This window comes from Candidatus Pelagibacter sp., from assembly GCF_052049935.1.
Classification (GTDB): domain Bacteria; phylum Pseudomonadota; class Alphaproteobacteria; order Pelagibacterales; family Pelagibacteraceae; genus Pelagibacter.
Genome location: NZ_JBNGZA010000010.1, coordinates 23,475 through 48,697 on the forward strand (window position 1 = coordinate 23,475; position 25,223 = coordinate 48,697).

29 protein-coding genes are annotated in these 25,223 nt (G+C 28.3%); 8 read left to right on the top strand and 21 right to left on the bottom strand.

What is annotated here, in order from left to right:
* Positions 1-459: a single-stranded DNA-binding protein gene (ssb, locus tag ACTT90_RS05720; protein ID WP_440937830.1), complete on the bottom strand. Its 459-nt coding sequence runs from the start codon at positions 457-459 to the stop codon at positions 1-3.
* A 90-nt stretch (positions 460-549) separates the two neighbouring features.
* Here ssb and uvrA point away from each other — a divergent pair, with 90 nt between their 5' ends.
* Positions 550-3,405: an excinuclease ABC subunit UvrA gene (gene uvrA / locus ACTT90_RS05725; protein ID WP_440937831.1), complete on the top strand. Its 2,856-nt coding sequence runs from the start codon at positions 550-552 to the stop codon at positions 3,403-3,405.
* A gap of 45 nt (positions 3,406-3,450) precedes the next feature.
* Positions 3,451-4,053, top strand: coding sequence for a urate hydroxylase PuuD (locus ACTT90_RS05730; protein ID WP_014953233.1), 603 nt, complete (start codon positions 3,451-3,453; stop codon positions 4,051-4,053).
* A 1-nt stretch (position 4,054) separates the two neighbouring features.
* On the opposite strand, the gene secF is transcribed toward ACTT90_RS05730, so the two are convergent.
* From secF to ACTT90_RS05795, 13 genes are read right to left on the bottom strand one after another with little or no spacing between them, the layout of a single operon-like run.
* The gene (secF, locus tag ACTT90_RS05735) at positions 4,055-4,939 is read right to left on the bottom strand and encodes a protein translocase subunit SecF (RefSeq protein ID WP_440937832.1); all 885 of its coding nucleotides are present in this window, start codon (positions 4,937-4,939) and stop codon (positions 4,055-4,057) included.
* Positions 4,936-6,492, bottom strand: a complete 1,557-nt coding sequence (gene secD / locus ACTT90_RS05740; RefSeq protein ID WP_440937833.1) for a protein translocase subunit SecD — start codon at positions 6,490-6,492, stop codon at positions 4,936-4,938. Before secD ends, secF begins: the two co-directional genes overlap by 4 nt.
* A gap of 13 nt (positions 6,493-6,505) precedes the next feature.
* Positions 6,506-6,793: a preprotein translocase subunit YajC gene (yajC, locus tag ACTT90_RS05745; protein ID WP_440937834.1), complete on the bottom strand. Its 288-nt coding sequence runs from the start codon at positions 6,791-6,793 to the stop codon at positions 6,506-6,508.
* A gap of 54 nt (positions 6,794-6,847) precedes the next feature.
* Complete coding sequence (serS, locus tag ACTT90_RS05750) at positions 6,848-8,107, bottom strand: serine--tRNA ligase (RefSeq protein ID WP_440937835.1); 1,260 nt, start codon at positions 8,105-8,107, stop codon at positions 6,848-6,850.
* Positions 8,100-8,876 (bottom strand): twin-arginine translocase subunit TatC, encoded by a 777-nt coding sequence (tatC, locus tag ACTT90_RS05755; RefSeq protein ID WP_440937836.1) that lies wholly within the window; start codon positions 8,874-8,876, stop codon positions 8,100-8,102. The genes serS and tatC overlap by 8 nt, the downstream gene beginning before the upstream one ends.
* On the bottom strand, positions 8,869-9,090 hold the full coding sequence (tatB, locus tag ACTT90_RS05760; protein ID WP_014953227.1) for a Sec-independent protein translocase protein TatB: 222 nt from the start codon (positions 9,088-9,090) through the stop codon (positions 8,869-8,871). Before tatB ends, tatC begins: the two co-directional genes overlap by 8 nt.
* A gap of 5 nt (positions 9,091-9,095) precedes the next feature.
* Entirely contained in the window at positions 9,096-9,308 is a 213-nt protein-coding gene (locus ACTT90_RS05765) for a twin-arginine translocase TatA/TatE family subunit (protein WP_014953226.1), read from the bottom strand.
* A gap of 38 nt (positions 9,309-9,346) precedes the next feature.
* Entirely contained in the window at positions 9,347-10,051 is a 705-nt protein-coding gene (scpB, locus tag ACTT90_RS05770) for an SMC-Scp complex subunit ScpB (protein WP_440937837.1), read from the bottom strand.
* Positions 10,048-10,788 carry a segregation and condensation protein A gene (locus ACTT90_RS05775; RefSeq protein WP_440937838.1) on the bottom strand — a complete coding sequence of 247 codons (741 nt, stop codon included), beginning with the start codon at positions 10,786-10,788 and terminating at the stop codon, positions 10,048-10,050. Before ACTT90_RS05775 ends, scpB begins: the two co-directional genes overlap by 4 nt.
* 9 nt (positions 10,789-10,797) lie before the next feature.
* A complete protein-coding gene (locus ACTT90_RS05780; RefSeq protein ID WP_440937839.1) occupies positions 10,798-11,748 on the bottom strand; it encodes a glycoside hydrolase family 3 N-terminal domain-containing protein in 951 nt (316 codons plus the stop codon).
* Positions 11,735-11,998 carry a hypothetical protein gene (locus tag ACTT90_RS05785; RefSeq protein ID WP_014953222.1) on the bottom strand — a complete coding sequence of 88 codons (264 nt, stop codon included), beginning with the start codon at positions 11,996-11,998 and terminating at the stop codon, positions 11,735-11,737. The genes ACTT90_RS05780 and ACTT90_RS05785 overlap by 14 nt, the downstream gene beginning before the upstream one ends.
* Positions 11,998-13,731, bottom strand: a complete 1,734-nt coding sequence (argS, locus tag ACTT90_RS05790; RefSeq protein WP_440937840.1) for an arginine--tRNA ligase — start codon at positions 13,729-13,731, stop codon at positions 11,998-12,000. The genes ACTT90_RS05785 and argS overlap by 1 nt, the downstream gene beginning before the upstream one ends.
* Positions 13,728-14,846, bottom strand: a complete 1,119-nt coding sequence (locus ACTT90_RS05795) for a deoxyguanosinetriphosphate triphosphohydrolase (protein ID WP_440937841.1) — start codon at positions 14,844-14,846, stop codon at positions 13,728-13,730. Before ACTT90_RS05795 ends, argS begins: the two co-directional genes overlap by 4 nt.
* A 50-nt stretch (positions 14,847-14,896) precedes the next feature.
* On the opposite strand from ACTT90_RS05795, the gene ACTT90_RS05800 reads away from it, so the two are divergent.
* Together ACTT90_RS05800 and xth are read left to right on the top strand one after the other, a co-directional pair.
* A complete protein-coding gene (locus ACTT90_RS05800; protein ID WP_440937842.1) occupies positions 14,897-15,214 on the top strand; it encodes a HesB/IscA family protein in 318 nt (105 codons plus the stop codon).
* Positions 15,214-15,990, top strand: a complete 777-nt coding sequence (gene xth / locus ACTT90_RS05805) for an exodeoxyribonuclease III (protein WP_440937843.1) — start codon at positions 15,214-15,216, stop codon at positions 15,988-15,990. Before ACTT90_RS05800 ends, xth begins: the two co-directional genes overlap by 1 nt.
* On the opposite strand, the gene ACTT90_RS05810 is transcribed toward xth, so the two are convergent.
* A complete protein-coding gene (locus tag ACTT90_RS05810; RefSeq protein WP_440937844.1) occupies positions 15,982-16,980 on the bottom strand; it encodes an Ldh family oxidoreductase in 999 nt (332 codons plus the stop codon). The genes xth and ACTT90_RS05810 overlap by 9 nt on opposite strands.
* Before the next feature lie 42 nt (positions 16,981-17,022).
* Complete coding sequence (znuA, locus tag ACTT90_RS05815; protein WP_440937845.1) at positions 17,023-18,024, bottom strand: zinc ABC transporter substrate-binding protein ZnuA; 1,002 nt, start codon at positions 18,022-18,024, stop codon at positions 17,023-17,025.
* A 70-nt stretch (positions 18,025-18,094) separates the two neighbouring features.
* Here znuA and ACTT90_RS05820 point away from each other — a divergent pair, with 70 nt between their 5' ends.
* The 4 genes from ACTT90_RS05820 to ACTT90_RS05835 are packed head-to-tail and all read left to right on the top strand — an operon-like array spanning position 18,095 to position 20,327.
* Positions 18,095-18,838 carry an ATP-binding cassette domain-containing protein gene (locus ACTT90_RS05820; RefSeq protein ID WP_440937846.1) on the top strand — a complete coding sequence of 248 codons (744 nt, stop codon included), beginning with the start codon at positions 18,095-18,097 and terminating at the stop codon, positions 18,836-18,838.
* Position 18,839: 1 nt separating this feature from the next.
* The gene (locus ACTT90_RS05825) at positions 18,840-19,643 is read left to right on the top strand and encodes a metal ABC transporter permease (protein WP_440909491.1); all 804 of its coding nucleotides are present in this window, start codon (positions 18,840-18,842) and stop codon (positions 19,641-19,643) included.
* A gap of 24 nt (positions 19,644-19,667) precedes the next feature.
* Positions 19,668-20,057 carry a Fur family transcriptional regulator gene (locus ACTT90_RS05830; protein ID WP_440909490.1) on the top strand — a complete coding sequence of 130 codons (390 nt, stop codon included), beginning with the start codon at positions 19,668-19,670 and terminating at the stop codon, positions 20,055-20,057.
* A 48-nt stretch (positions 20,058-20,105) separates the two neighbouring features.
* Entirely contained in the window at positions 20,106-20,327 is a 222-nt protein-coding gene (locus ACTT90_RS05835; RefSeq protein WP_014953212.1) for a DUF6552 family protein, read from the top strand.
* A gap of 6 nt (positions 20,328-20,333) precedes the next feature.
* Here the strand turns inward: ACTT90_RS05835 and phoB are convergent, their stop codons facing one another.
* From phoB to pstC, 5 genes are read right to left on the bottom strand one after another with little or no spacing between them, the layout of a single operon-like run.
* Positions 20,334-21,014: a phosphate regulon transcriptional regulator PhoB gene (phoB, locus tag ACTT90_RS05840; RefSeq protein WP_440937847.1), complete on the bottom strand. Its 681-nt coding sequence runs from the start codon at positions 21,012-21,014 to the stop codon at positions 20,334-20,336.
* 1 nt (position 21,015) lies between these two features.
* On the bottom strand, positions 21,016-21,708 hold the full coding sequence (gene phoU, locus ACTT90_RS05845) for a phosphate signaling complex protein PhoU (RefSeq protein ID WP_014953210.1): 693 nt from the start codon (positions 21,706-21,708) through the stop codon (positions 21,016-21,018).
* A gap of 3 nt (positions 21,709-21,711) precedes the next feature.
* Positions 21,712-22,473 (bottom strand): phosphate ABC transporter ATP-binding protein PstB, encoded by a 762-nt coding sequence (pstB, locus tag ACTT90_RS05850; RefSeq protein ID WP_440909487.1) that lies wholly within the window; start codon positions 22,471-22,473, stop codon positions 21,712-21,714.
* On the bottom strand, positions 22,474-23,736 hold the full coding sequence (gene pstA, locus ACTT90_RS05855; RefSeq protein WP_440937848.1) for a phosphate ABC transporter permease PstA: 1,263 nt from the start codon (positions 23,734-23,736) through the stop codon (positions 22,474-22,476).
* On the bottom strand, positions 23,729-25,132 hold the full coding sequence (gene pstC / locus ACTT90_RS05860; RefSeq protein ID WP_440937849.1) for a phosphate ABC transporter permease subunit PstC: 1,404 nt from the start codon (positions 25,130-25,132) through the stop codon (positions 23,729-23,731). Before pstC ends, pstA begins: the two co-directional genes overlap by 8 nt.
* Positions 25,133-25,223: the final 91 nt, after the last annotated feature.

Genomic DNA, 25,223 nt, shown 5'->3' on the forward strand with positions numbered 1-25,223 from the left:
CTAAAAAGGAATATCATCATCCATTTCATTTGATATCTGTGAATTGTCAGACATATCATTTGAAATTTGAGACATTGAATCATTCTGAATTCCGCCAGACCCACTTCCGCCACCTAACATTGTGAGTGAAGAATTATAACCTTGAATTACAATTTCAGTAGAATATTTATCTTGTCCAGATTGTTCATCTTTCCATTTTCTAGTTGTAAGTTGTCCTTCAACATAGATTTGAGCACCTTTTTTCAAATACTGTTGAACTACATTTACTAAACCTTCGTTAAATACAACTACACGGTGCCATTCCGTTTTTTCTTTTTTTTCACCTGTATTTTTGTCTTTCCAACTTTGACTAGTTGCTAAACTTAATCTAGCAACACTTTTGCCATTAACCATTTGTTTGATTTCTGGGTCTGCGCCTAAACGACCAATTAATAATACTTTATTTAAACTTCCTGCCATAATATTTTAATATTTGTTAATTAAATTAAATAGATTTATATCACACTTTACTCTGAATAATAATTTTATTAGACAAAGCAACAAAAATTTATGATCAAAAAGATACTTATTAAGGGGGCAAAAGAACATAATCTAAAAAATGTTTCCCTTGAAATTCCAAAAGATAAATTTGTTGTAATAACAGGGTTATCTGGATCAGGAAAATCTTCATTAGCATTCGATACAATTTATGCAGAAGGTCAAAGAAGATATGTTGAAAGTCTTTCTGCATACGCAAGACAGTTTTTAGATAAAATGAAAAAGCCTAATGTAGACCTTATTGAGGGTTTAAGTCCCGCAATATCTATTGAACAAAAAAATACATCTAAAAATCCCAGATCTACAGTTGCAACTGTAACTGAAATTTATGATTATATGCGTGTATTATATGCGAGAGCTGGTATTCCCTACTCTCCTTTTACAGGTAAGCCAATTACATCTCAAACTATTTCCCAAATAGTAGACAAAATTAAAGAGCTCCCAAAAAAATCTACGATATATTTATATGCTCCTGTCGTTAGAGGTAGAAAAGGAGAATATAAAAAAGAAATTCAAAGTTTTAAAAGAAGAGGATTTAGAAAAATTAAAATTGATAATGTTTTATACGATATTGATAAATCTCCAGAATTAAATAAAAAAGTTAAACATGATATTTCAATTTTAGTTGATAGAATTGTATTAAATTCTTCATTAGGAAATAGATTAGCAGAAAGTATTGAAACAGCAGTAAATCTTGCAAATGGTTTATTATTTGTTGAATATGAGGATGAAACATTACCTAAAAAATTTAGAAAAATCGAAAACTTAATATTTTCAACAAAATTTGCTTGTCCTGAAAGTGGTTTTACAATTGAAGAAATAGAACCAAGATTATTTTCATTCAATAGTCCATTTGGAGCTTGTGAAGAATGTGAAGGCATAGGTGTAAAATTAAATGTAGATCCAAATCTTGTAATCCCAAATGATAAAAAAAGTATAGCTGATGGAGCTATTGAACCTTGGGCTAAAACAACAACAATGTATTATGCTCAAACTCTAGCTTCTTTAGCTAAACATTATGGTTTTTCATTAGAAGATAAGTGGAACAAAATACCCAAAAAAATTAGAGATATTATTTTATATGGATCTGATGATGAGGAAATAAAGTTTAATTATGATGACGGGTATGAAAAATACTCACATAAAAAAACATTTGAAGGAGTAATTAACAACCTTGAACGACGTTATCTAGAAACAGATAGTGATTGGAAAAGAGAGGAAATAGCTCAATATCAATCAGACACAAAATGTGAAAGATGTAATGGACATAGGTTAAAGGATGAGGCTTTATGTGTAAAAATCGATAATTTACATATAAGTGAAGTAACCGAAAAATCCATAAGTGATGCAGCTAAATGGTTTAACGACTTAGAAAAAACATTAAACAAAAGACAACTAAAAATTGCTGAACATATTCTAAAAGAAATAAATGAAAGATTAAAATTTTTATTAAATGTTGGATTAGATTATTTAACACTATCAAGAGAGTCCAGCACTCTTTCTGGTGGTGAAGCTCAGAGAATTAGATTGGCATCACAAATTGGTTCAGGTTTAACTGGAGTACTTTATGTCTTAGATGAACCATCTATAGGTCTTCATCAAAAAGATAATGTTAAATTAATTAGTGCTTTAAAAAGATTAAGAGATCTAGGTAATACAGTTATTGTTGTCGAACATGATACTGAGACAATGGAAAATGCTGATCATATTATTGATTTAGGTCCAGAAGCTGGAAGTAAAGGTGGTGAAGTTATTGCTCAAGGCACAATAAAAGAAATTACTGCTAATAAAGAAAGTATAACAGGAAAATATTTATCAAACAAATTTAGAATAGATGTTCCTAAAAAAAGAAGGCTTGCAAAAAATGGAAGATTTTTAGAAATTACCGGTGCATCAGGTAATAATCTTGACAATGTAAATTTAAAAATACCACTTGGTAGCCTCACATGTGTAACTGGTGTATCTGGTAGTGGTAAATCAACATTAGTTCTACAAACATTATATAATGCTCTTAACCTTGCTTTAAATAATAACAAATCTAGAAAAATTCCAAAACCATTCAAAGGATTTAAAGGTACTGAACTAGTTGATAAGATAATTGATATTGATCAATCACCTATTGGCAGAACCCCAAGATCAAATCCTGCCACATATACTGGAGCATTTGGTCCAATAAGAGATTGGTTTACAGCTTTACCTGAGTCTAAATCAAGAGGATACAAGCCTGGAAGATTTTCATTTAATGTTAAAGGTGGAAGATGTGAAGCTTGTGAAGGCGATGGTGTTATTACTTATGAAATGCACTTCTTACCTGATGTGTATATTCAATGTGATGAATGTAAAGGAACACGATACAATAGAGAAACTCTTGAAATAAAATTTAAAGATAAAAGTATTGCAGATGTATTGAATATGACAGTTGATGAAGGATGTGAGTATTTTGAAAATATTTCAAATATAAAATCAAAACTTTTAACTCTAAAAAAAGTAGGTTTAGGCTATATAAAAATAGGACAACAGGCCACTACTCTATCAGGAGGAGAGGCTCAAAGAATAAAACTTGCTAAAGAACTTTCAAAAAGATCTACTGGGAGAACGATGTATATTCTTGACGAACCGACAACAGGATTACATCAACATGATATTAAAAAACTATTAGAAATTCTTCACACTTTTGTTGCATTAGGAAATTCAGTCGTAGTAATTGAGCATAATTTAGACGTTATTAAAACAGCTGATTATATTGTAGATATGGGTCCCGAGGGCGGCGTAAAAGGTGGAAAAATCATAGCAGAAGGAAAACCTGAGGAAATTGTCAAAATTGAAGACAGTTATACAGGTAAATTTTTAAAACCCCTTTTGAACTAATTTATAATTAAAATTTCATTAATTTTAGTGTATAAAATAAGAATCATGTCAAATTTATTATCTTCATTATCAAAAACAATTCATGCCTCTCTTGCATTAGCAATTATCTTATTTTTAGGTCTATTCATGCAAAACGATGGTTTTGGTTTTGATAGAGCTTTTTGGAGCTGGATAGCTAGGTATGTTCATGTTGTAGTTGGAATAATGTGGATTGGTTTATTATGGTATTTCAACTTTGTTCAGATTCCAAATATGGGAAAAATTCCAGATGAACAAAAACCTGCAATAGGTAAAGTTATTGCTCCTGCTGCTCTATTTTACTTTAGATGGGCTGCTGCATTTACAGTTTTATCTGGTTTAATTCTTGCAGGCTTAAATGGATATCTTCATGATGCAATGACTTTAAGCATTGGATCAGGTATTCCAAAACATACTGCTATAGGCATTGGAATGTGGCTTGGTTTAGTGATGGCATTTAACGTATGGTTTGTAATATGGCCAAATCAAAAAAGAGCCTTAGGTATTGTTGAATGTGATCCTGAATTAAAAGCAAAATCTGCAAAAACTGCTATGTTGTTTTCTAGAACAAATACATTGTTATCATTACCAATGTTATTAACAATGGTTGCAGCTCAAAACTTATATTAAGTTACTCTTTATCTTCTCTTAGAACTGTTTTTTGAGTTACGTTTAATCTCACAAGAACTGTATTTGCTATATAGATAGATGAATAAGTTCCAAATACAACACCTAAAATCATCGCTAAAGAAAAACCTTTTAAAATTTCTCCACCAAACAAATATATTGCTAACAATGCAAATAAAGTTGTTGCTGATGTAATAATCGTTCTTGAAAGTGTTTCGTTTATTGAAATATTTGTTAATTCAAATATTCTTATATCTGAATATTTTCTTAAATTTTCTCTTACTCTGTCATAAATAACGACAGTATCATTCATAGAGTAACCTACTATTGTTAAAACAGCTGCTATAATTGAAAGATTTATTTCCAAACTGAATAGTGAAAAAAAACCAAGAGTTACGAATACATCGTGAAATAAAGCTAATATGGCTCCTAAACTAAACTGCCATTCAAATCTAATCCAAATATAAAATAACATTACAGCTAATGCTACAGATATAGCTATTATCCCTGATCTTAATAATTCGCTACTAACTTTAGGACCAACATTTTCTACTCTTCTGAAGTTGAATGTATTACCAAATGAATTTTCTAAATTATTTTTTATATCTTCAATAATATTTTTCTTAGAGTTGTTTTCAAATTTAATTAAGAAATCAGTTTCATTACCAAAATTTTTAACTGATACATCACCAAGGTCCATGTTATTCAAAGAGTCTCTTAGTGAAGAAATATTAATTTTTTTATCTGCTGCTCTTAATTCGATTAATGTTCCACCTTTAAAATCAATACCAAAATTTAATCCTTTAAAAACAAGCAATAAAATAGATGAAACAACTAAAATAACTGAAACTATATTGAATAGATTGTAGTATTTATTAAAAGATATCATCTTATTAATACCTCTTTATCCTTATTTTTAGATACATATAAACTAGTCAACAACCTAGCAATGAAATACACAGAGAATAATGTTGTAAATATTCCAACACCAAGCGTAATTGAAAAACCTTTTATGGGACCAGATCCCATAAAAAATAATATTATAGCAGCTAGCAATGTTGTTATATTAGCATCAATAATTGCAGTTCGTGATTTTGTATAACCACTATCAAATGCAATTATATTATTTTTTTCATTCTTTAATTCTTCTTTTATTCTTTCAAAAATAAGTACGTTTGCATCAACCGCCATACCTACAGTTAAAATAATACCAGCAATACCCGGTAAGGTTAACGTTGCTTCAAACAATGTTAAAACTCCCATTAAGATAATTAAATTGAGTATCAATGTGATATTAGTAATTAAGCCAAATATTCGATATTTTATAAACATAAAAACTAAAACTAATATAGATCCAATAATTAAAGCAAAAATACCTGCATCTATTGAGTCTTGACCTAAATCAGGTCCTACAGTTCTTTCTTCAATTATATTCATGGGAGCAGGCAAAGCACCAGATCTTAATAATAATGCTAAATCCGTAGCTGATTGAAACGTGAAGCCACCACTTATTTGACCATTCCCACTAACAATTGCGTCTTGAATTACTGGGGCACTTATAATTTTCCCATCTAATATAATTGCTAATTGCTTACCAATACCTGATGATGTTGCTTTACCAAATCTTTTAGCACCTATTCTATCAAGTGTAAAAGAAACAACAGTTTCATTATTTAGTGTGTCCATTCTAGGTTGTGCATCTAAAAGATTCTCACCGCTTAAAATAATTCTTTTACTAACTAGAGCTTCTTCAGAACTATTTTCATAAACAAGTTTTTCTACACCAAAAGTTTCAGAATTGTTTTGTGTAACAAATCTAAAAGTTAAGTTAGCTGTTTTGCCTAATAATGATTTAATTCTCGCAGGGTCATCAAGACCCGGTAACTCAACTAAAATTCTATTATTACCTCTTTTTAAGATGTTTGGTTCATTTGTACCTATTTCATCTATACGTCTTCTAACAATTTCGATTGCTTGATCTTGTGATGAAGTTTTTAATTCAATTAAACCTTGTCTGGACAATGATAATTTTAATCTATTGTTTTCATCATATATATCTAATTGATGTGATTTAAATCTTGGATAATAGGGATTAATTTCACTTTCTTCATCCTTGAACGTAGATACAACTTTTTCTTTATTTAAATCATCTACTTTAAAATAAATGTTTTCTTCCTCTATAGATATATCAAATATATTGATATTGTTATCTTTAAAGTAATTTCTTATAGTTGTAGTTAAGTTTTGAAGTTTTTGTTGGACTACAGGTTTATTATCAATTTCTAATAATAAGTAAGACCCACCTTGCAAATCTAAACCTAAATTTATTCTTTTATTAATTGTTTGATTTGTAAAATTAAGGAAATTTGAAGAAACAATAAAAATAAACACTAATATAAATACTAGTATAGATACAATTCTAGTTTTAGAAAAATATAACACTTAATATATTAGATTATTTTTTAACTTCTGGTGTACCCATTAAAGACTGAATTCCAGTAGCTTTAATAATTTCAACTTTAACATTTTCAGCTATTTCAACTTCAACTCTTTCGTTATCGACAACTCTTTCAATAGTTCCAGTTATTCCTCCAGAAGTAATAACTTTGTCACCCTTTTTTAAGTTCTCAACCATAGCTTTGTGTTCTTTAACTTTTTTTTGCTGTGGTCTGATAAGAAAAAAGTAAAAAATTACAAATATTAAAATTAACGGTATAAATTGACCTATTCCTGAACCTTCCATAATTCTCCTTTAAATGATGCTGATTTTTATACTATCTAATTAATGAAAACAACTTTAATTGGAAGTTATTTTGTCCATATTGTTCATATAGGGTCTTAGGACTTTGGGAATTTCTATTGAGCCATCTTTTTGTTGGTAATTTTCCATAATAGCTATCATTGTTCTACCAACTGCTAAGCCACTGCCATTCAATGTACCAACGAATAGAGTTTCCTTATTATCATTTTTATATCTAGATTTCATTCGATTAGCTTGAAATGTTGAGCATGATGAACAAGATGAAATTTCTCTATATTTATTTTCTGAAGGTAACCAAACTTCAATGTCATAAGTTTTTTCTGCACTAAAACCCATATCTCCTGTGCATAGAATAACTTTTCTGTATGGTAATTCTAATTGATCTAAAATATCAGTTGCACAATTAGTCATACGTTCTAGTTCTTCTAAGCAATTTTGATTTTCAACAATACTTACCATCTCAACTTTGTAAAATTGGTGCTGTCTTATCATTCCTTTAGTATCTTTTCCGTAGCTACCAGCTTCTTTACGAAAACATGGTGTAGCAGCAACTAATCTCATTGGTAAATTTGCTTTATCAACAATTTGGTTTTTAACTATATTTGTCAAAATAACTTCAGCTGTTGGGATTAAAAACTTTCTATCTGAACCCTCTTCCATTTTTAATTCAAACTGGTCATTTTCAAATTTAGGTAATTGACCAGTACCATACATTGTATTAGCTGATGCCATTAAAGGAGGAGATATTTCTTTATAAGAATTTTTATGTATATGGGTATCTAACATAAAATTAGTAATTGCTCTTTCCATTAATGCTAACTTACCTTTAACAAAAACAAATCTAGCACCAGTCGTTTTGGTAGCTAAATCAAAATCTAACATTCCTAATTTTTCACCTAAATCAAAATGAGATTTCGGTTTAAAATCAAATTCTGGTATTTTACCAGATTTTGAAACTTCTAAATTTTCATTTTCATCTTTTCCTATCGGCACGTCTAAATGTGGAATATTTGGAATAGAAGATAAAATGTTCTCTAATCTGTTTTTAATTTCAGTTTGTTCCTTTGAATAGTTATCAATTTCTGATGATATTTCTTTAGATCTTTTGAATAAATTTTGATCTTTTGATTTTGAAATTTCTTTTTTTTCTTGTTCTAAAGTTTCTTTTTTCTGTATTAATTCTCTATTATTTTCATCAAGTTTTTTAATTTCATCAATATCAACATTAAAAAATCTTTTTTTTAAGTGTTCCTCAAAAGATTTTAAGTCTTTTCTAATATCTTTAATATTATGCATCAGCTTCTTCTTGTTCTAATTTTTTTTTTTCAATTAAATTTACAGAAAATATTGATAACTCATACAATATTAATAATGGTATTGCTAATCCGATTTGAGTTATAGGATCAGGTGGTGTTAATATTGCTGCTGCAGCAAAAATTATAACAACAACATATTTTCTTCTAGTTCTTAAAAAATCAGAATCTACAACACCGATTCTTGCCAATAAACTTAAGACAACGGGTAGCTGAAAGCTAATGCCAAAGGCAAAAATTAATTTCATTACTAAAGATAAATATTCATTAACTTTAGCCTCAAGTTGAATTGGCAAATTAGTAGAAGCACCTGTACTTTCAAAAGATAAAAAGAATTTTATAGCTAATGGCATAATCAAATAATAAACAAGCATGCCACCTAAAAAAAATAATATTGGTGTAAGTATTAAATAAGGCATGATTGCTTTTTTTTCATGTTTATAAAGACCAGGAGCAACAAATTTCCAAATCTGCATTAATATGTATGGACATGTAACAAAAAAAGCTGTGAAAAAAGAAACTTTTAAATAAGTAAGAAAAGTTTCTTGAAGAGCTGTAAAAATCAATCTTCTATTTGAATTATCATCCTTAACAGCTTGAGCAAAAGGATCTACAAGAAAACCATAAATATATTCTGAAAAGAAATAACAAATTACAAAAAATATAATTAAAAAAATAAAACTATGAATTAGCCTTTGTCTTAATTCAGCTAAATGACTTACGAAACCACCTTCAAATTTATCTTCACTCATCTTTATCTATTTTTTTATCTTTTTCTTTTTTATCAGTCTCATCTGGCTCAATATTAATATTTGAAACTTCATCTTGAATATTATTGATGTATCTTTTTGTTGATCCGATCCAAGAACCAACTTTTTTTAGCATTATTGGAAAGTCTTTAGGTCCAAGAACAATTATAGCAAGGGCAACTACTATTAAAATCTCAAACCAACCAATAGTAGGCATGTGATTTAATCTTTATTGTTGGAGTCTTGGTTATTATTATTTTGATTATTATCAGATATGTTTTTAGGCTCATTATCATCTGCATCAGATGCCATACCCTTTTTGAAACTTTTAATTCCTTTAGCTACATCGCCCATTAAGCTTGAAATTTTTCCTCTTCCAAAAAGAAGTACTACTAAAATAACTATAATAACTATTTGCCAAATTCCGATACTCATAAAATGTTTATAGCCTTTTTGTAGTTAAAATAAAAGTATCAATTTTCATCTTCCTCTTTATTAAGAGTGCTGTTGAGCATTTCATCGATATTTGAATAGATATCTTCTTTTTTTTCATCTTGTTTTTCTTTGTAGAATTTTCCAGTACCAAAAATCGCATTATCTACACTTGATGTATCAATTAATCCTGCAGCACCTAGCTCATCAACAGTAGGCAAATCAGATAATTTTTGAAGGTTAAAATGACTTAAGAAGTCATCTGTTGTAACGTATTGTATAGGTTTTCCTGGAACATCTTTCCTTCCACCTGGTTTGACCCAATTTAGTTCCATTAGTATTTCAAGTGTGTTTGTGCCAAAAGCAACACCTCTGATTTCTTCTATTTCTGCTCTTGTAACAGGTTGGTGGTAAACAATTATTGCTAAAGTTTCTATTGCAGCTTTTGATAATTTTTTTTCTACAGTTTTTTCTTTAGACATTAAACTAGATAAATTTTGTGCAGTCCTAAATGACCATTTTTTTGATATACAAACTAGATTTATTCCTTTCGAAGAATATTCGTCTTGTAATTTTTCTAACGTTTTTTTTATATTACCTTTGCTAGAAACTTTATTTTCAATTGTTTCTAAATCTAATGGTTCTGCTGCTGCAAAAATGATAGCTTCAATTTCTCTTTCCAAGTTAGATCTTTTAGATGGAAATTTAACTACATTATCTTTTTTTTCTAATTTTTCTTTTTTCATTTGTTTTCTTTAATATAAATTTTCTTAAATAAATCTTCTTGTTTGATTGATAAATTTCCTTCTTTAACTAGTTCCAATGATCCTGCAAATATTCCTGCTCTACCAGTTTTTTTAAAATTTTTACCATCTTTAAAATTTTTTGGAATTAATTCTTCTAAATCTTTCCAATCTAAAAGTTTTCCAAAAAATTCTTTAATTCTTTTTATGCCATCTTCAGTTGTATAAACAGGTAATTTAGGAATATTCATTCTTTGAAAATCTTTTGTCATAATTATATTTGCGTAAGTTTTCAAAATCTCAAATAAATTAAGTTTATACTCAGAATTATAAATTGATCTTATATTTGCTTTCATTCCTCTTGTTCTAATTTCTCTTCCTAATCTTTTTCTTTTCAACATTTGATCAGATAAAAGTCTAATTAATTCTAATTTTTTTAATTGTAATTTTAATTTTTCAGCCACCTCTTGAACTTTAAATTCCTCTTCAGGCGTACCTGGTAATAGTAATTTAGATTTTAGATATGCAAGCCATGTAGCCATTAATAAATATTCAGAGGCAATTTCTAAATTTAAATTGTAATTTTTTTTAATGTAAACATTAAATTGATCGGCTAATTTTGTTATAGAAATTTGTTCTAAATCAACTTTTTGTGCTTTAGCTAGATCAAGCAAAACTTCAAGAGAACCTTGATAGTTACTGATATCAACATTGAAAAGATCAGAATCAACTTCGCTCATTAAAATATCTTATCTTAAAATCTTATAAAATTCTGAAGTTTTTTGAATAATAAAACTATCTACTAATGGTGAGTTTGACGCAACTGTTGTCATTTCATTTAATCTACCATTGCAATGAAGAGCAATATTACAACCTGAGCTGAATGTTCTAATTGTATTAAATTTTAAATCTTTTTTTAAACTTTTCATTGATAAATCATCGGAAATCAAAATTTTTGTAAAGCCAATTTTATTTCTGATAAGTTTAATAACTTTTTCTGAGTGTGTTGCTGTATTAGATTTATCAATATCATCATAAATTACATGTGCAGTCATCGCAAAAAAACTTTTCTTATTTTTAAATGCAGAAAAATCACTAGTTATTAATTTTGATAATTTTTTCTTAACAGTTGGTGTAAAGAGATGACTGTCAACTTTAGCTTCACCATGACCTGGTACATGTTTTATTACAGTTCCTATTGAATTATCATGAAAATATTTAATGCAAAGATCGCCTATTTTTGAAACAATCTTAGGGTCTTTTGAAAAAGATCTATCTCCAATTATATTACTAGAACCTTTTATTCTTATATCCAAAACTGGTAATGTGTTAATATTAGCTCCAATTAATTTTAATAAATGAGATGTTTGATCAACAAACATTTTATAGACAATATTAAATTTAAACTTATTCTTTTTATACAGATCTCCAAAATATTCAGAAGTTAATGTATTAAATGATATAATATTATTTAATCTATTTACTCTACCCCCTTCTTGATCAATTAAGATTGGATAATTTTTATCTCTAAAAATCTTTCTAATATGGTCAGTTAGTTTTTTTGTTTGCGAAATATCTTTTATGTTTCTTGAAAAAAGAATGACACCCCAAGGTTTATATTTCTTTAAGAATTTTATTTCAGATGAATTGAGTTTTAAGGATTTTATACCTGTTATAAAAGCTCTCCTACTCTTTATCATCTTCTAATAATTTCCAAAAATTAAATTTTTTCTTTTTTTTAGTATTTTGCTTAACATATTCGACAATATTATCTGTATCACTTTCTAATATAGGTAGCTTCGATGAATAATTATCTATTTTATTGTTAATATTATTTAAAGATCTGTAAGATTTTTTTTTATATTCATCTGAAAAATAATATTTGCCTGTAAAAAAAAGAAATAAAAAAATTATAATTGTGAAAATTAAATATTTTATTTCTTTCAGCATTACATTTTCTCAGGTGTTGAAACTCCAACAATTCCCATTCCAGATTTTATCAAATTAGAAATAACCTTTAAAAAAACTAATTTTTCATCAGATATTTCTTTATTTTCATTTATAAATCTTTTTTCTGGATTATCTTTACCTAAATTCCAATATGAATGAAATTCAGATGAAAGTTCATATAAATAGCTAGGCACTCTATGAGGTTCTAGCTTCTTACATGATGTATCAATGCATTTTGGCCATTCAGATATTTTCTTTAATATCTTTATTTCTTCTTTTGAATATTTAAAATTAAAATTTTTTATATCTAAATCTTTATTGATATCTTTTCCTAAATGTCTGAATACAGATGAAATTCTAGCATACGCATATTGTACATAGTAAAGAGGATTATCTTTTGATTTTTCAATTACGTTATCGAAATCAAAATCTAATTCTACATCACTACTTCTGTTTAACATAATAAATCTCGTAGCATCCTTACCAACTTCACTTATTAAATCATCAACAGTAATATAATCACCTTTTCGTTTTGACATCTTAAAAGGTTTGTTATCTTTAATTAATTTTACTAACTGGCTAACTTTACAAATTAATTTATTCTTTGAATTTGAAAGCGCATCAACAGAAGATGTAATTCTTTTAATATAACCAGCATGATCAGCACCAAGGATATTGATTAAATAATCAAATTTTCTATCTAACTTATTTTTATGATAAGCAACATCACTAGCAAAATATGTCCATGATCCATCAGATTTTTGTAAAGCTCGATCTTTATCATCTCCAAAATCCGTTGATTTAAAAAGTAGCTGATCACGTTCCACCCAATTTTTATTATCCTCTCCTTCGGGAGCCTTGATTTTTCCAGTATAAACATAGTTATTATTTGTTAGATATTTAATAACATCTTGAACTTCATTATTTTCAACCAATTTTTTTTCACTAACAAAATTATCATGAATAATGCCAAGACTTTCTAAATTTTTCTTTATCAGTTTTAAAGCTTGTTCAATTGATAATTCAGTAAGCTTAGTAGAAATTTTCTCATAATTACTGAAATCTATATCTTTATTCTCAGATGAAATATTTTTTGCAAAATCAATTAAATAATCACCAGGATATAAATCTTCATTTTCAATGGGAAATTTTTCACTGAATAAAATTTCTCTAATTCTAAAATAAACAGACTTAGTAAAATTTATTATCTGATTTCCATAATCATTTACATAATATTCTTTTGTTACTTTATGATTATTAAATAATAAAACATTTGAAATAACATCACCTAATATGGCACCTCTGCAATGGCCCACATGTAATGGTCCAGTTGGGTTAGCAGATACAAATTCAACTAGATAATTATGTTTTTTTTCTTTTTCATTTTTTCCAAAAGATTTTGAATTTCCTAATATCTCTTTTGAAAAATTAGTCCAAAATTCCGGTTTCAAATTGATATTAATAAATCCTGGTTTGACTACCTCAGCCTTTTCAATCACCTTATCCTTCTCAACTAAAGATTTAGATATTAGATTTCCAAGATCTGTCGGGGACTTTTTGTTAGCTTTTGATAATACCATTGCAACGTTAGTAGAAATATCACAATCAAATTTTGCAGGTGGTATTTCTGCATTTATACCTTCTAAACTTTCAGGTAAAATAATTTCATTATTTTTTGACAAAGAACTCAATACATCTTTAATTTTATCTAAATATAAATCAAAAATATTCATTTAAGACCTTTGTTTAAATTAATTGCATATCTGTCTGTCATACCAGAAATATAATCTGCTATTGCCCTGTATTTATCTTTAGAAAGTTGTTTTTTAGAAATATATTTAAGAGGTTTATTTTTAATTTTATCAAATAAAATCTTAATAATTTTTTTTCCATTATTATTTTTTAGTAAAACGTTTTTATTATCATACATATTTACTCTTAGAAAAAATCTGATTTCATCTAATGAAGATTGCATAACGTTTGAAAATCTAACAACCATTTTATCAGTCTTTTTGACATCGTTAATTGTCTTAATTCTATAATTTTTAAGATTTGTCTGAGTATTCATTATTAAATCTTTGATCATCAAATCTATTGAGTCTCTTATAATTTGATAAATAGCAATGTTATAATTAGTCTTATTTATTTTGTTTTTATATTTTTTATAAATATCTTTAAAAAATTTAATTTCAATTAACTCTTCCAATTTAAATAAATTTGCTTTTATACCATCCTGAATATCGTGATTATTATAAGCGATATCATCCGATATAGCTGAAATTTGAGCCTCTAATGAGGGCTGGTTTTTATAAGCGATCATATTTTTAAATGATCGAAGTCCAATTAACTGCTCTACTAAATTAAGATCTTTTGGAGGACCATTATGTTTTAATAAACCATCTAAAGTTTCAATTGTTAGATTTAAACCGTCAAACTTAAGATATTTGTTTTCTAGAAACATAATAATTCTCAATGTTTGCAAGTTATGGTCAAAACCACCATAATTGTCCATGCATTCACTTAATGCATCTTCGCCTGCATGACCAAAAGGAGTATGCCCTAGGTCATGAGCAAGACTTAAGGTTTCTGCTAAGTCTTCATTCAATTTTAAATATTTTGAAATTGATCTTGCTATTTGAGCTACTTCAATTGAATGCGTAATTCTAGTTCTAAAATGATCGCCTTCCGTATTAACAAAAACCTGAGTTTTATGTTTTAATCTTCTAAATGAAGCACTATGAATAATTCTATCTCTATCCCTTTGAAATGGAGATCTGTATTTAGAAAGTGATTCTTTAAATAACCTCCCTTTACTTTTGAATTCCCCAATGTTTGAGTAATTTTTCATTCTTTAAATATACAAATTTAGTATTATATTAGTAATAACAGTGTTCATTTATGATTAAAGAAATTAAATTTACTGATAAAGCGTTAAAACAAATAACTAATTTGTTATCAAAAAAAGATAAGGGAAGTTTTTTTAGAATCGCTATTAAAGGTGGTGGTTGCTCTGGTTTTCAATATGAATTCACTTTTGATCAGAGTAAAAATAAAGATGATTTAAATTATGAAAATATCTTAATTGATAAGACTTCTGCAGATTTGTTAAAAGGCTCAGAAGTAGACTATGTATCTGAATTAATTGGTGAACAGTTCAAAATTACTAACCCACAAACAAAATCTTCTTGTGGTTGTGGTGTTTCTTTTTCTCTTTAATGAAAATATCATCCTGGAATGTCAACTCTGTTAGGGCTCGAATAGAAAATATTAAGAGTTATTTACTTAAATATAAGCCTGAAATTTTAATGATGCAGGAAATTAAAACTGAAGATGTTAATTTTCCTTATGATGATTTTGCTTCTATGGATTATGAATGTCATGTATTTGGACAAAAAAGTTATAATGGAGTTGCAATAATTTCAAAAAATAAACTTTCGAATATTAGAACAGATTTAATTAAAGATAAATTAAAACAATCAAGAATTATTTCTGCTGAACTTGATTATAAAAAAAAGAAAATACAGTTAATTAATATCTATACTCCAAATGGTAATCCAGTTGATACAGAAAAATATGAATATAAAAAAGATTGGATAAATCAACTAATCAAACAACTTAAGTCTTTAAGTAAAAAAAATTCAAAAATTATTCTAGCTGGTGATTTTAATATAATTCCTTCTGCTGAAGATGTTTATAATCCAAAAAGCTTCGAAGATGATGCATTATTTAGATTGGAAATAAGAAAGAAATATAGAGAAATGTTAAATCTTGGTCTTAATGATGTGTACAGACATTTTTATGAAGACAAAGAAGGATACACTTTTTGGGATTATATGAGAGGTGCTTGGCAAAAAAATAATGGAATGAGAATTGACCATTTCTTAATATCAAATTCTTTAATAGATAATGTTAAAGAGATTAATATAAATAAAGATCCAAGAGGTAGAGAAAAACCATCTGACCACACACCGATTGAGATTACTTTAGCTTAGAGATTTAATCTTATTAACTAATTCTTCATTAATATTTCTTGGACCAGTGTCTAATCTATTTTTATGTCTTCTTTCACCAGGAAGTCTTACTTCGCCCATAGATTTCATTTTCTCAAAAAATTCTTCTGAATGATTTTGCCAATTGGTGCCTGAAGTTTTGTTTGGGCAAATTGCTATAATAAATTCTCCCCCACTTGGCGGTCCTCCATCATTATTATCTTTTGCTGCTGTTTCATAACTAAAATTATCACCTACTAAAGCACCTGCCATTAATTCAACCATCATTGCAATAGCTGAGCCTTTGTAACCACCAAAAGGTAATAATACACCGCCATCTGCAATTTCTCCTGGATCCGTTGTTTCTTTTCCATCTTTAGTTAATCCTGTGCCAAGAGGAACTTTATGACCTTCTCTTTTAGCAACTTGAACTTCACCCATAGCCATGGATGCTGTAGCCATATCATAAACTACAGGAGTGTTTCCTGGTCTAGGCCATGCAAATGAAATTGGATTTGTTCCAAACAAAGGTTTGATTGCACCAGCTGGTGCAACAGCTGGCTTATAAGATGTACATGCAAATGCTACTAAACCTTCTTCAGCTAATTTTTCTGTCTCTGGCCACATAGCAGCCATGTGATGAGAATTGTTTATTGCTAAAACGGCTACACCATTTTCTTTAGCTGCTTTAACAAGTTCTGGTAATCCTTTATTTAAAACTACTGGGGCTAAACTATTATTTCCTTCAACTTTTATAACTGAATGTGAAATCTTTTTTACTTCAGGTTTTCCTTTACCATTTATCTTCCCACTTTTTAATCCTGAAACATAAGCTGGTAATCTAAAGAGACCATGAGATAAAGAACCATCTCTTTCAGCATTTCTAATTAAATCTGCAAGAATAGATGCTGTATCATCATCGCATCCATTAGCTAATAAAGTCTTTTTAGCTAAATTAAATATTTCATCTAGTGTTAGGGAAACTGTACTCATCCCATTATTAGATATTATTTATGGCTAAAGATCAATTTTTATTTAACAACCCTTAAAAGATTTTGACATGTTGCTAATTAGATCAAAATATAAATCTTTGCCTGGGTTAAGTGTAGCTCCTAAAGGATCTATAACGCCAGTTTGAATATTCATATCTTTAGCAACTGCTTTGATTATATCAGGGTTAAATTGAGGCTCAGAAAATACACAACTTACTTTGTCGTGTTCAATTATTTCTCTAATTTCTGCTAATTGCTCTGCTCCAGGCATAACATCAGTATTTACAGTGAAAGCACCTAATACATTTATATTAAATCTTTTTTCAAAGTATTGATAAGCATCATGAAAAACGATTGATTTGAAATCTTTGTTTAATTCAGATTTAACATTCTTTGTTAGTTTATCTAAATCTTTATGTGCTTTTTTTAAGTTTGCTTTATATTTAGCTTCATTTTTTTGATCATTTTCCATCAAGTGCTCTGCCATTTCACTTAAAATCGCTTTTGCATTCATCGGATCCAACCAAATATGTGGATCATACTCACCATGCGCATGTCCTTCATGGTCGTGCTCATCATGATCGTGATCATCATGGTTATCTTCTTTATGACCATCTTTATCATGATTGTGATCATCATGGTCATCTTCTTCTTTTGCATGATCATCATGTTCATCAAAAATATTTCTTTCTCTGAATTCTAATTTTGTTAATCCTTTAATTTCTAATAATTCTATCTTTTCAGCTTTTTTCGCTATTGAATTTAATGGTTTTTCTAAAAAATTTTCCAAATCTTCTCCAACCCAGAATATCAAATCAGCATTTTGTAACATTTTTGCATGTGACGGCTTCAATGCAAATCCATGAGGAGACGCGTATCCATCTACAATTAAATCAGGTTTACCTACACCATCCATCAAATAACTTACCAATGAATGAATTGGTTTGATTGAAGCTACTACTTTAATTTCAGCGTTTGCAGGTACAATAATTGTTAATAATGATAGAATAGTTAAGATAAATGGGAATTTTTTAATGTTTTTCATATGTTGTATTATTATATTGTTATAATATAACACTATGTAATAATGTAACAATTATAAGTCAATACATAAAATGAGTTCTAAAAAAATTCTAGTCAAATTAGAAAATGCTGGATTTAAGATTAAAGATAAAATTCTTGTTGAGGGAATTTCTTTAAGTGTAGAAAAAGGAAAAATTGTAACTCTTATTGGTCCCAATGGATCAGGAAAAAGCACAACTGCAAAAATAGCACTTGGTATTTATAAAAATATTGAAGGTAAAGTTGAAAAATTTACTAACAAAATTGGATACGTTCCTCAAAAAATATCTATTGATTGGACTTTACCTTTAAGAGTTAAAGATTTTATGAATCTAACTGAAAGTATAAATGACGAACAAATTAATGAGGCTTTAGATTTAACGGGAGTTCTTCATTTAAAAAATAATAATCTAGGGAGTCTTTCTGGAGGAGAATTTCAAAGAGTATTACTTGCAAGAGCAATATCTAAAAAACCAGAACTTTTAGTTTTAGATGAACCAGTTCAAGGTGTTGATTATACTGGTGAAATTGCTCTATATGAATTAATCAAAAAAATTTCAGATGAATTAAAGTGTGGAATTCTATTAATTTCACATGATCTTCATACCGTTATGAGTGCTACAGATCATGTAGTTTGTTTAAATGGTCATGTTTGTTGTTCTGGTTCACCAATAGATGTTGCATCAAATCATGAATACAAAGCCTTATTTGGTGAGCAAGCTTCAAAAACTCTTGCTTTATATGAACATAATCATGATCATGTTCATTCAAATGATGGTGAAATTAAAAAGAATTAAGATGTTAGATGATTTTTTTATAAGAGCTTTGATTGCTGGAATTGGGGTTGCCTTAGTCACAGGACCTCTTGGTTGTTTTGTTATTTGGAGAAGATTATCTTACTTTGGAGATACATTATCACATTCAGCTTTATTGGGTGTTACGCTTGCTTATTCATTTGAATTAAATATTGCTCTCTCTGTTTTTCTAATTTCTTCAATTGTTGCAATAATCTTAATTAAACTTCAAAGCAGAACTAATTTACCAGGAGATGCTTTACTTGGTCTTTTGGCTCATTCTTCATTGGCAGTTGGATTAGTTGTTATTGGTTTTTTAACATTTATTAGATTTGACGTAATGGGTTTACTTTTTGGAGATATTTTAGCTGTTACTGTTAAAGATATTACCGTTATCTGGATTGGTGGAGCAATTATTCTTTGTATACTTAAATTAATATGGAGACCTTTATTTGCATCAACAGTTAATTATGAACTTGCTGAAGCAGAAGGCCTAAATCCAGAAAGGTCTAAAATCATTTTCACAATTTTAATGGCTGCAATAATTGCAATATCAATAAAAATGGTTGGATTATTGTTGATTACCGGAATGTTAATTATACCTGCAGCAATGGCTAGAAATATTTCTAGTAGTCCTAAAATGATGGTTATTTTTTCTGTGATTGGAGGTTTGATGTCTGTGATTTTAGGTCTTTTTTCATCATTAGAATTTAATACAGCATCAGGTCCATCTATTATTGCTGCTTCTTTATTCTTATTTATATTGTCTTTATTTAAAATAAAACAATCACCGCAATTGAAAAACTAATCTATAATGAATAAAGTTATAAATATGAAACAAGAATTTCTTTCAAAAAATCAACAAATAGTTCTTGATACAATCAAAAATTCTAATGAACCACTTAAAGCTTATTCCATTTTATTTGATGTTAAAAAAAAAGGTATCAAAGCGCCTCCCCAAGTATACAGAGCTTTAGATAAATTAATTGAGATTGGTAAAATACATAAAATAGAAAGTAAAAATGCTTTCGTAGCATGTAAAAACACAAATTGTGATGTCACAAAGACTACAGCGTTTTCTATTTGTGAAAAATGTGAAAATATTGAAGAAATTAAAGACACAAAAATTTCAAAATATTTAAAAAGTTTTAAAGATAATTCTGGAATGAATTATACAAGATACAACCTTGAGTTATTTGGTTTGTGTAAAAAGTGTAAGTAAATTATTTTTTTTAATAAATCTTTAACAATACTGAAATAAACATTTCTGATGTTTATTAAAAAATATTTAAAATGGATTAGTACATTCTTAGTTTTAACAGGAATATTGCTTACAAATTTAAATTACTACCCTATCAATATATATTTCCATGGATTAGGTGTAGTTGGTTGGACGGTAGCAGGATATCTTTCAAAAGATAAGGCAATACTTACTAACTTTGGATTACAAATACCTTTATTCTTAATAGGTTTTTATAAAATTCTAATATAGAAAAATTTAAATTAAAGAATATCCAGAGGCTCTAACTGTTCTAATTAGTTCTTTTGTATTATCAATATTTATAGATTGTCTTAATCTTCTAATGTGAACATCAATTGTTCTGCTTTCTACGTTTACATTATTTGGCCAAACATTTTCTAAAATTTGATCTCTTGAATAAACTCTTTTTGGATTCATTAGAAAGAATTCTAACAACCTAAATTCAGTAGGTCCTAGTTTTATTTCTTTTTTATTTCTAAACACTCTTTTTTCTATTCTGTCTAAAAATAAATCTTCATATTCTAAATTGTCAGAAACTATCTCTGGATTTGATCTTCTAAGAATAGCTTTAATTCTTGCTAATAATTCATTAAAACTAAATGGTTTAGTTAGATAATCATCTACCCCACTGTCTAAACCTTTGATTTTATCTTCTTCTTCACCTTTGGCTGTAAGCATAATTATTGGTAAAGATTTAAATTTATTATCTTTTCTTATATTTTTACAAATTTCTATCCCTGATAAATCAGGTAACATCCAATCTAATAACAACAAATTTGGTTCAAATTTTTTTAATTGTTTTAAACCTTCATTGCCATTTTCTGATGAAGATACTATGAAACCTTCTTTTTCAAGATTATGTTGGACTAATTGAATTATTGAAGGTTCATCTTCAATAATAAAAATTTTTCCATTCATTTTATTCTTGGATAACTTTTCCTTTTGGTCTGTTACCTTTTAAATATTCACCCTTAATCAAATAACAAACATTTTCAGCTATATTGGTAATATGATCTCCTGCTCTTTCTAAATTTTTAGTTGCAAATATTAAGTGAGTAGAAAAATCTAAATTCTTTTTGTCTTTAGATAAGAAATCAATAACACTTTCCATGGCAATATATGTAAGATCATCAACTTGTTCATCTTTTTCCCATACCTCTTTAGCTTTATCAAAGTCTTTATTAACAAAGCTATCTAAGACATCATTCAACTGTTTTAGAACTAAATCACCAAGTCTTTTTAAATTTCCTAATAATTCTTCTGGTAAATCTAAAGGTAAGGGCTTAACTTTTTTTGCATTACTTTTTGATAAATCTCCAATTCTCTCAAGATCCTGTGAAATTTTTAAAGAGCTTATTGTTTCTCTAAGGTCAATTGCCATCGGTGCTCTTTTAACTAAAAGGGTCATTATTTGAGTATCAATTTTAGATCTAAATTTATTTATCTCTTCATCACTTTTAATAATTTTATCAATAGAATCTTTATCAACTTTTATAATAGCATCCATAGAGTCGACCATTTGTGACTCGGTTAAACTCCCCATCTTAATTACTGAGTCAATTAAATGTCTTAACTCTTCTTCGTATGATTTTACTGTATGTTCGTTACTCATAATTTATCCAAATCTACCTGTAATATAATCTTGTGTCATTTTGTTGTCAGGATTTTTAAAAATTTTCTCTGTTTTTCCTACTTCAATCAATTTTCCTAGATGAAAAAAGCCAGTTTTTTGAGAAACTCTTACTGCTTGTGCCATTGAGTGAGTAACAATTACAATTGTATAGGTTTTTTTTAACTCATCTATTAATTCCTCAATTTTTGCAGTTGCTATTGGGTCTAGAGCTGAACAAGGTTCATCCATAAGGATAACCTCTGGATTAACAGAAATTGCTCTTGCTATACATAATCTTTGTTGTTGACCACCTGATAAACCTGTTCCTGGTTCGTCTAATCTATCTTTTACTTCTTCCCACAATGCAGCTTTTTTTAAACTACTCTCAACAATTTCATCAAGTTCACTTTTACTCTCACCTTTTCCATGTATTTTGGGGCCATAAGAAATATTATCATAAATACTTTTTGGAAATGGATTTGGTTTTTGAAAGACCATCCCCACTCTTTCTCTTAGAGATACAACATCTAAATTTTTATCATTGATTTCAATGCCATCTATTTCAATATTTCCAGTGACTTTGCAAATATCTATGACATCATTCATTCTATTTAGACATCTTATAAAAGTAGATTTACCACAGCCAGATGGTCCAATTAGTGCAGTGACTTCTTTTTCATTTAAGTCTAAATTAACATCAAATAGAGCTTGTTTTTCTCCATAAAAAACATTTAAATTTTTTGATTTAATTTTTATATCACTCATTTAATTCCATCTCTTTTCAAATTTTTGTCTTAAATATACTGCTAAAAAATTCATTACAATTAAAAAACTTAATAACATCATTATAGTGGCTGATGTTTTTTCAACAAACCCTCTTTCTGCTGATTCAGACCATAAATACACCTGTACAGGCAAAGAAGATGATGGATCAATGGGAGTTGATGGAATATCAACAACAAATGCAACCATTCCAATTAAAATTAATGGTGCTGTTTCTCCTAGTGCTTGCGCTAATCCAATAATAGTTCCTGATAACGTTCCTGGTAAAGCTAAAGGAACAACATGATGAAAAACTGATTGAAATTTAGATGCTCCAACAGCTAATGCACCCTCTCTTATAGATGGTGGAACAGCTTTTAAAGATGCTCTACATGGAATAATGATTCTTGGCAAAGTCATTAAAGCTAAAGTAATTCCAGCAACTAATGGTGTAGACCTTGGTAGTTGAATAGTTGCTAATAATATTTGAAGCGCTAGCAATCCATAAACAATAGAGGGTACAGCAGCTAAGTTATTAATATTTATTTCAATAAAGTCAGTAATCTTATTTTTAGGAGCAAATTCCTCTAAATATATAGATGCTAAAACTGCTACAGGAAAAGCTAATAATAAACATATTATAATACTGTAAAATGAACCAACTAAAGCTCCTCCAATACCAGCTAATTCTGGGTCTCTTGAATCTCCATTTTTAAAAAAATAATTATTAAAGTTTTTAACGATCTTTTTATTTTCAACTAAAGTATCATAAATTTGTAGTTGAAAATTTGATATCCGTCTTCTGTCCTCTGGTAAATCTCTTGGATAATTACCTTTGTGCAATTGATCAATATCATCCGATGCAGTTATTTCTAAATTAATTCTTTTTCCAATCAAATTATTATTATCTATTAAAGCTCTTTTGATTTCTAATTCTGCGTCAGTGGTAAACAGATCAATTAATTCATTTTCTTGGTCAAAATCATTTACAGGGTATGTTTTTAGTAGTGTTTCAATCGTAATATCGAAAAAGTCTGACTGCATAATTTCATCTATGGATGCTCCATTTTGGACATCAATGAGTTCAGGATCAAAAAATACTTCAACATTTATTGCAGTTTTCATAAAAGCTGAACTTCCTTTTGAAAAAATATTATGAACTAAAATTAGAACAAACAGTAATGCAACAAAAATTGAAGCGATACCATAAAACCTGAATCTTTTTTCTGCACTATGTCTTTTTTTTAATCTTTCTTCTTTAGTCATATTTTTCTCTATATTTTTTAACAGCTCTTTGGGCTATGTAATTTAAAATCAATGTTGCAATAAAAAGTGTTAAACCAAGAGCAAACGCTGACTGTGTTTTTGGACTATCAAATTCTTGGTCGCCAACTAAAATCATTACAATTTGAGTTGTAATTGTTGTTGTGGATTCCAATGGATTAATAGTTAAGTTAGCAGCTAAACCTGCTGCCATTACAACAATCATAGTTTCACCTATTGCCCTAGATACAGCTAAAAGAATTGATCCAATAATTCCTGGCAGTGCCGCAGGTATCACAACTTTTTTAATTGTTTCTGATTTTGTTGCACCAATAGCATAAGAACCATCACGTAAAGATTGAGGTACTGAATTAATTACATCATCAGATAAAGATGAGACGTAAGGAATGATCATAATTCCCATAATAAGTCCAGCTGCAAGGGCACTTTCAGATGAAACAGATAATCCAAAACTTTCTCCAACTTGTCTAAAAAAAGGTCCAACCGTCAAAGCTGCAAAAAAACCGTAAACAACAGTTGGTATACCTGCTAAAATTTCAATAATTGGTTTTGAAACTCTTCTAATTCTAATTGAAGCATATTCAGCCATATATATACCTGAGAACAATCCAATAGGTACAGCAACAAGCATTGCAATGAAAGCTATGAAAGATGTGCCTGCAATTAAAGGTATAAAACCAAATGCATCTTTTAATTCAGCATACTCTGCTTCTGTAATTGCTGATGCATCTCTTACAAATGCTCTTTGTGGACTCCAATTAGTTCCAAACAAATAATCAAATACATTTATTACAGAAAAAAACTTAATGCTTTCAAATAACAGCGAAAATATAATTCCCAATGTAGTTAATATAGCAATTAAAGAAGAGGCAAATAGAAGACCTTTTAATATAAGTTCTACATCGTCTCTGGCTTTATTATTGTTCTTAATTTTATTTAATGAATAAATTATAGATGCAATGATAATTCCAAAAATTAGAACTATCTTAGAATTTGTAAATAAATTAATAAATTTTGCATAAGACAATGCGCTTTCTTTGAGAATGCTATCTATGTCACCTAAATATGTACCTAAATGAATAGCTTTGATTTTTTCATAAATCAAATTTGCTTCGTTTTTGTCGTTAAAAATTGCTCCTTGATTAGCAGCAGTATCAATAATTATTGATTTAATTATTACTGGTTCAAATAATGACCAAACTAATAAAAAAACTAATGCTGGAATGGAGCACCATAATACAAGGTAATAACCATAAAATTTTGGAAGTGCATTTAATTTAATATTATTATTTATTGAAATAGTCTTACTTTTAGATTTTCCATAAAAAAATAATGATAATGAAAATATTATGATTAAGAAAATTAGAACAGAATTCATTATGCTTCTGATAACTGTGTAATGTTACAGTTTTGTTACAATTTAACTTAATAATTGAATAAAAAAAAGGCCAGTAAAATACTGGCCTTTT

Excerpts from the sequence above, each read along its gene's own strand:
- tatB (WP_014953227.1), bottom strand. The coding sequence starts at position 9,090 with ATGCCTACTATTGGTTGGTTTGAGATTTTAATAGTAGTTGCCCTTGCT.
- ACTT90_RS05795 (WP_440937841.1), bottom strand. The coding sequence starts at position 14,846 with ATGAAAAATTACTCAAACATTGGGGAATTCAAAAGTAAAGGGAGGTTA.
- ACTT90_RS05780 (WP_440937839.1), bottom strand. The coding sequence starts at position 11,748 with ATGATAAAGAGTAGGAGAGCTTTTATAACAGGTATAAAATCCTTAAAA.
- argS (WP_440937840.1), bottom strand. The coding sequence starts at position 13,731 with ATGAATATTTTTGATTTATATTTAGATAAAATTAAAGATGTATTGAGT.
- ACTT90_RS05800 (WP_440937842.1), top strand. The coding sequence starts at position 14,897 with ATGATTAAAGAAATTAAATTTACTGATAAAGCGTTAAAACAAATAACT.
- ACTT90_RS05785 (WP_014953222.1), bottom strand. The coding sequence starts at position 11,998 with ATGCTGAAAGAAATAAAATATTTAATTTTCACAATTATAATTTTTTTA.
- ACTT90_RS05820 (WP_440937846.1), top strand. The coding sequence starts at position 18,095 with ATGAGTTCTAAAAAAATTCTAGTCAAATTAGAAAATGCTGGATTTAAG.
- ACTT90_RS05730 (WP_014953233.1), top strand. The coding sequence starts at position 3,451 with ATGTCAAATTTATTATCTTCATTATCAAAAACAATTCATGCCTCTCTT.
- pstB (WP_440909487.1), bottom strand. The coding sequence starts at position 22,473 with ATGAGTGATATAAAAATTAAATCAAAAAATTTAAATGTTTTTTATGGA.
- phoB (WP_440937847.1), bottom strand. The coding sequence starts at position 21,014 with ATGAATGGAAAAATTTTTATTATTGAAGATGAACCTTCAATAATTCAA.
- phoU (WP_014953210.1), bottom strand. The coding sequence starts at position 21,708 with ATGAGTAACGAACATACAGTAAAATCATACGAAGAAGAGTTAAGACAT.
- ACTT90_RS05765 (WP_014953226.1), bottom strand. The coding sequence starts at position 9,308 with ATGAGTATCGGAATTTGGCAAATAGTTATTATAGTTATTTTAGTAGTA.
- uvrA (WP_440937831.1), top strand. The coding sequence starts at position 550 with ATGATCAAAAAGATACTTATTAAGGGGGCAAAAGAACATAATCTAAAA.
- serS (WP_440937835.1), bottom strand. The coding sequence starts at position 8,107 with ATGCATAATATTAAAGATATTAGAAAAGACTTAAAATCTTTTGAGGAA.
- pstA (WP_440937848.1), bottom strand. The coding sequence starts at position 23,736 with ATGACTAAAGAAGAAAGATTAAAAAAAAGACATAGTGCAGAAAAAAGA.
- secF (WP_440937832.1), bottom strand. The coding sequence starts at position 4,939 with ATGATATCTTTTAATAAATACTACAATCTATTCAATATAGTTTCAGTT.
- yajC (WP_440937834.1), bottom strand. The coding sequence starts at position 6,793 with ATGGAAGGTTCAGGAATAGGTCAATTTATACCGTTAATTTTAATATTT.
- scpB (WP_440937837.1), bottom strand. The coding sequence starts at position 10,051 with ATGAAAAAAGAAAAATTAGAAAAAAAAGATAATGTAGTTAAATTTCCA.
- pstC (WP_440937849.1), bottom strand. The coding sequence starts at position 25,132 with ATGAATTCTGTTCTAATTTTCTTAATCATAATATTTTCATTATCATTA.
- ACTT90_RS05775 (WP_440937838.1), bottom strand. The coding sequence starts at position 10,788 with ATGAGCGAAGTTGATTCTGATCTTTTCAATGTTGATATCAGTAACTAT.
- ACTT90_RS05830 (WP_440909490.1), top strand. The coding sequence starts at position 19,668 with ATGAAACAAGAATTTCTTTCAAAAAATCAACAAATAGTTCTTGATACA.
- znuA (WP_440937845.1), bottom strand. The coding sequence starts at position 18,024 with ATGAAAAACATTAAAAAATTCCCATTTATCTTAACTATTCTATCATTA.
- ACTT90_RS05835 (WP_014953212.1), top strand. The coding sequence starts at position 20,106 with ATGTTTATTAAAAAATATTTAAAATGGATTAGTACATTCTTAGTTTTA.
- ACTT90_RS05825 (WP_440909491.1), top strand. The coding sequence starts at position 18,840 with ATGTTAGATGATTTTTTTATAAGAGCTTTGATTGCTGGAATTGGGGTT.
- ssb (WP_440937830.1), bottom strand. The coding sequence starts at position 459 with ATGGCAGGAAGTTTAAATAAAGTATTATTAATTGGTCGTTTAGGCGCA.
- xth (WP_440937843.1), top strand. The coding sequence starts at position 15,214 with ATGAAAATATCATCCTGGAATGTCAACTCTGTTAGGGCTCGAATAGAA.
- ACTT90_RS05810 (WP_440937844.1), bottom strand. The coding sequence starts at position 16,980 with ATGAGTACAGTTTCCCTAACACTAGATGAAATATTTAATTTAGCTAAA.
- tatC (WP_440937836.1), bottom strand. The coding sequence starts at position 8,876 with ATGAGTGAAGATAAATTTGAAGGTGGTTTCGTAAGTCATTTAGCTGAA.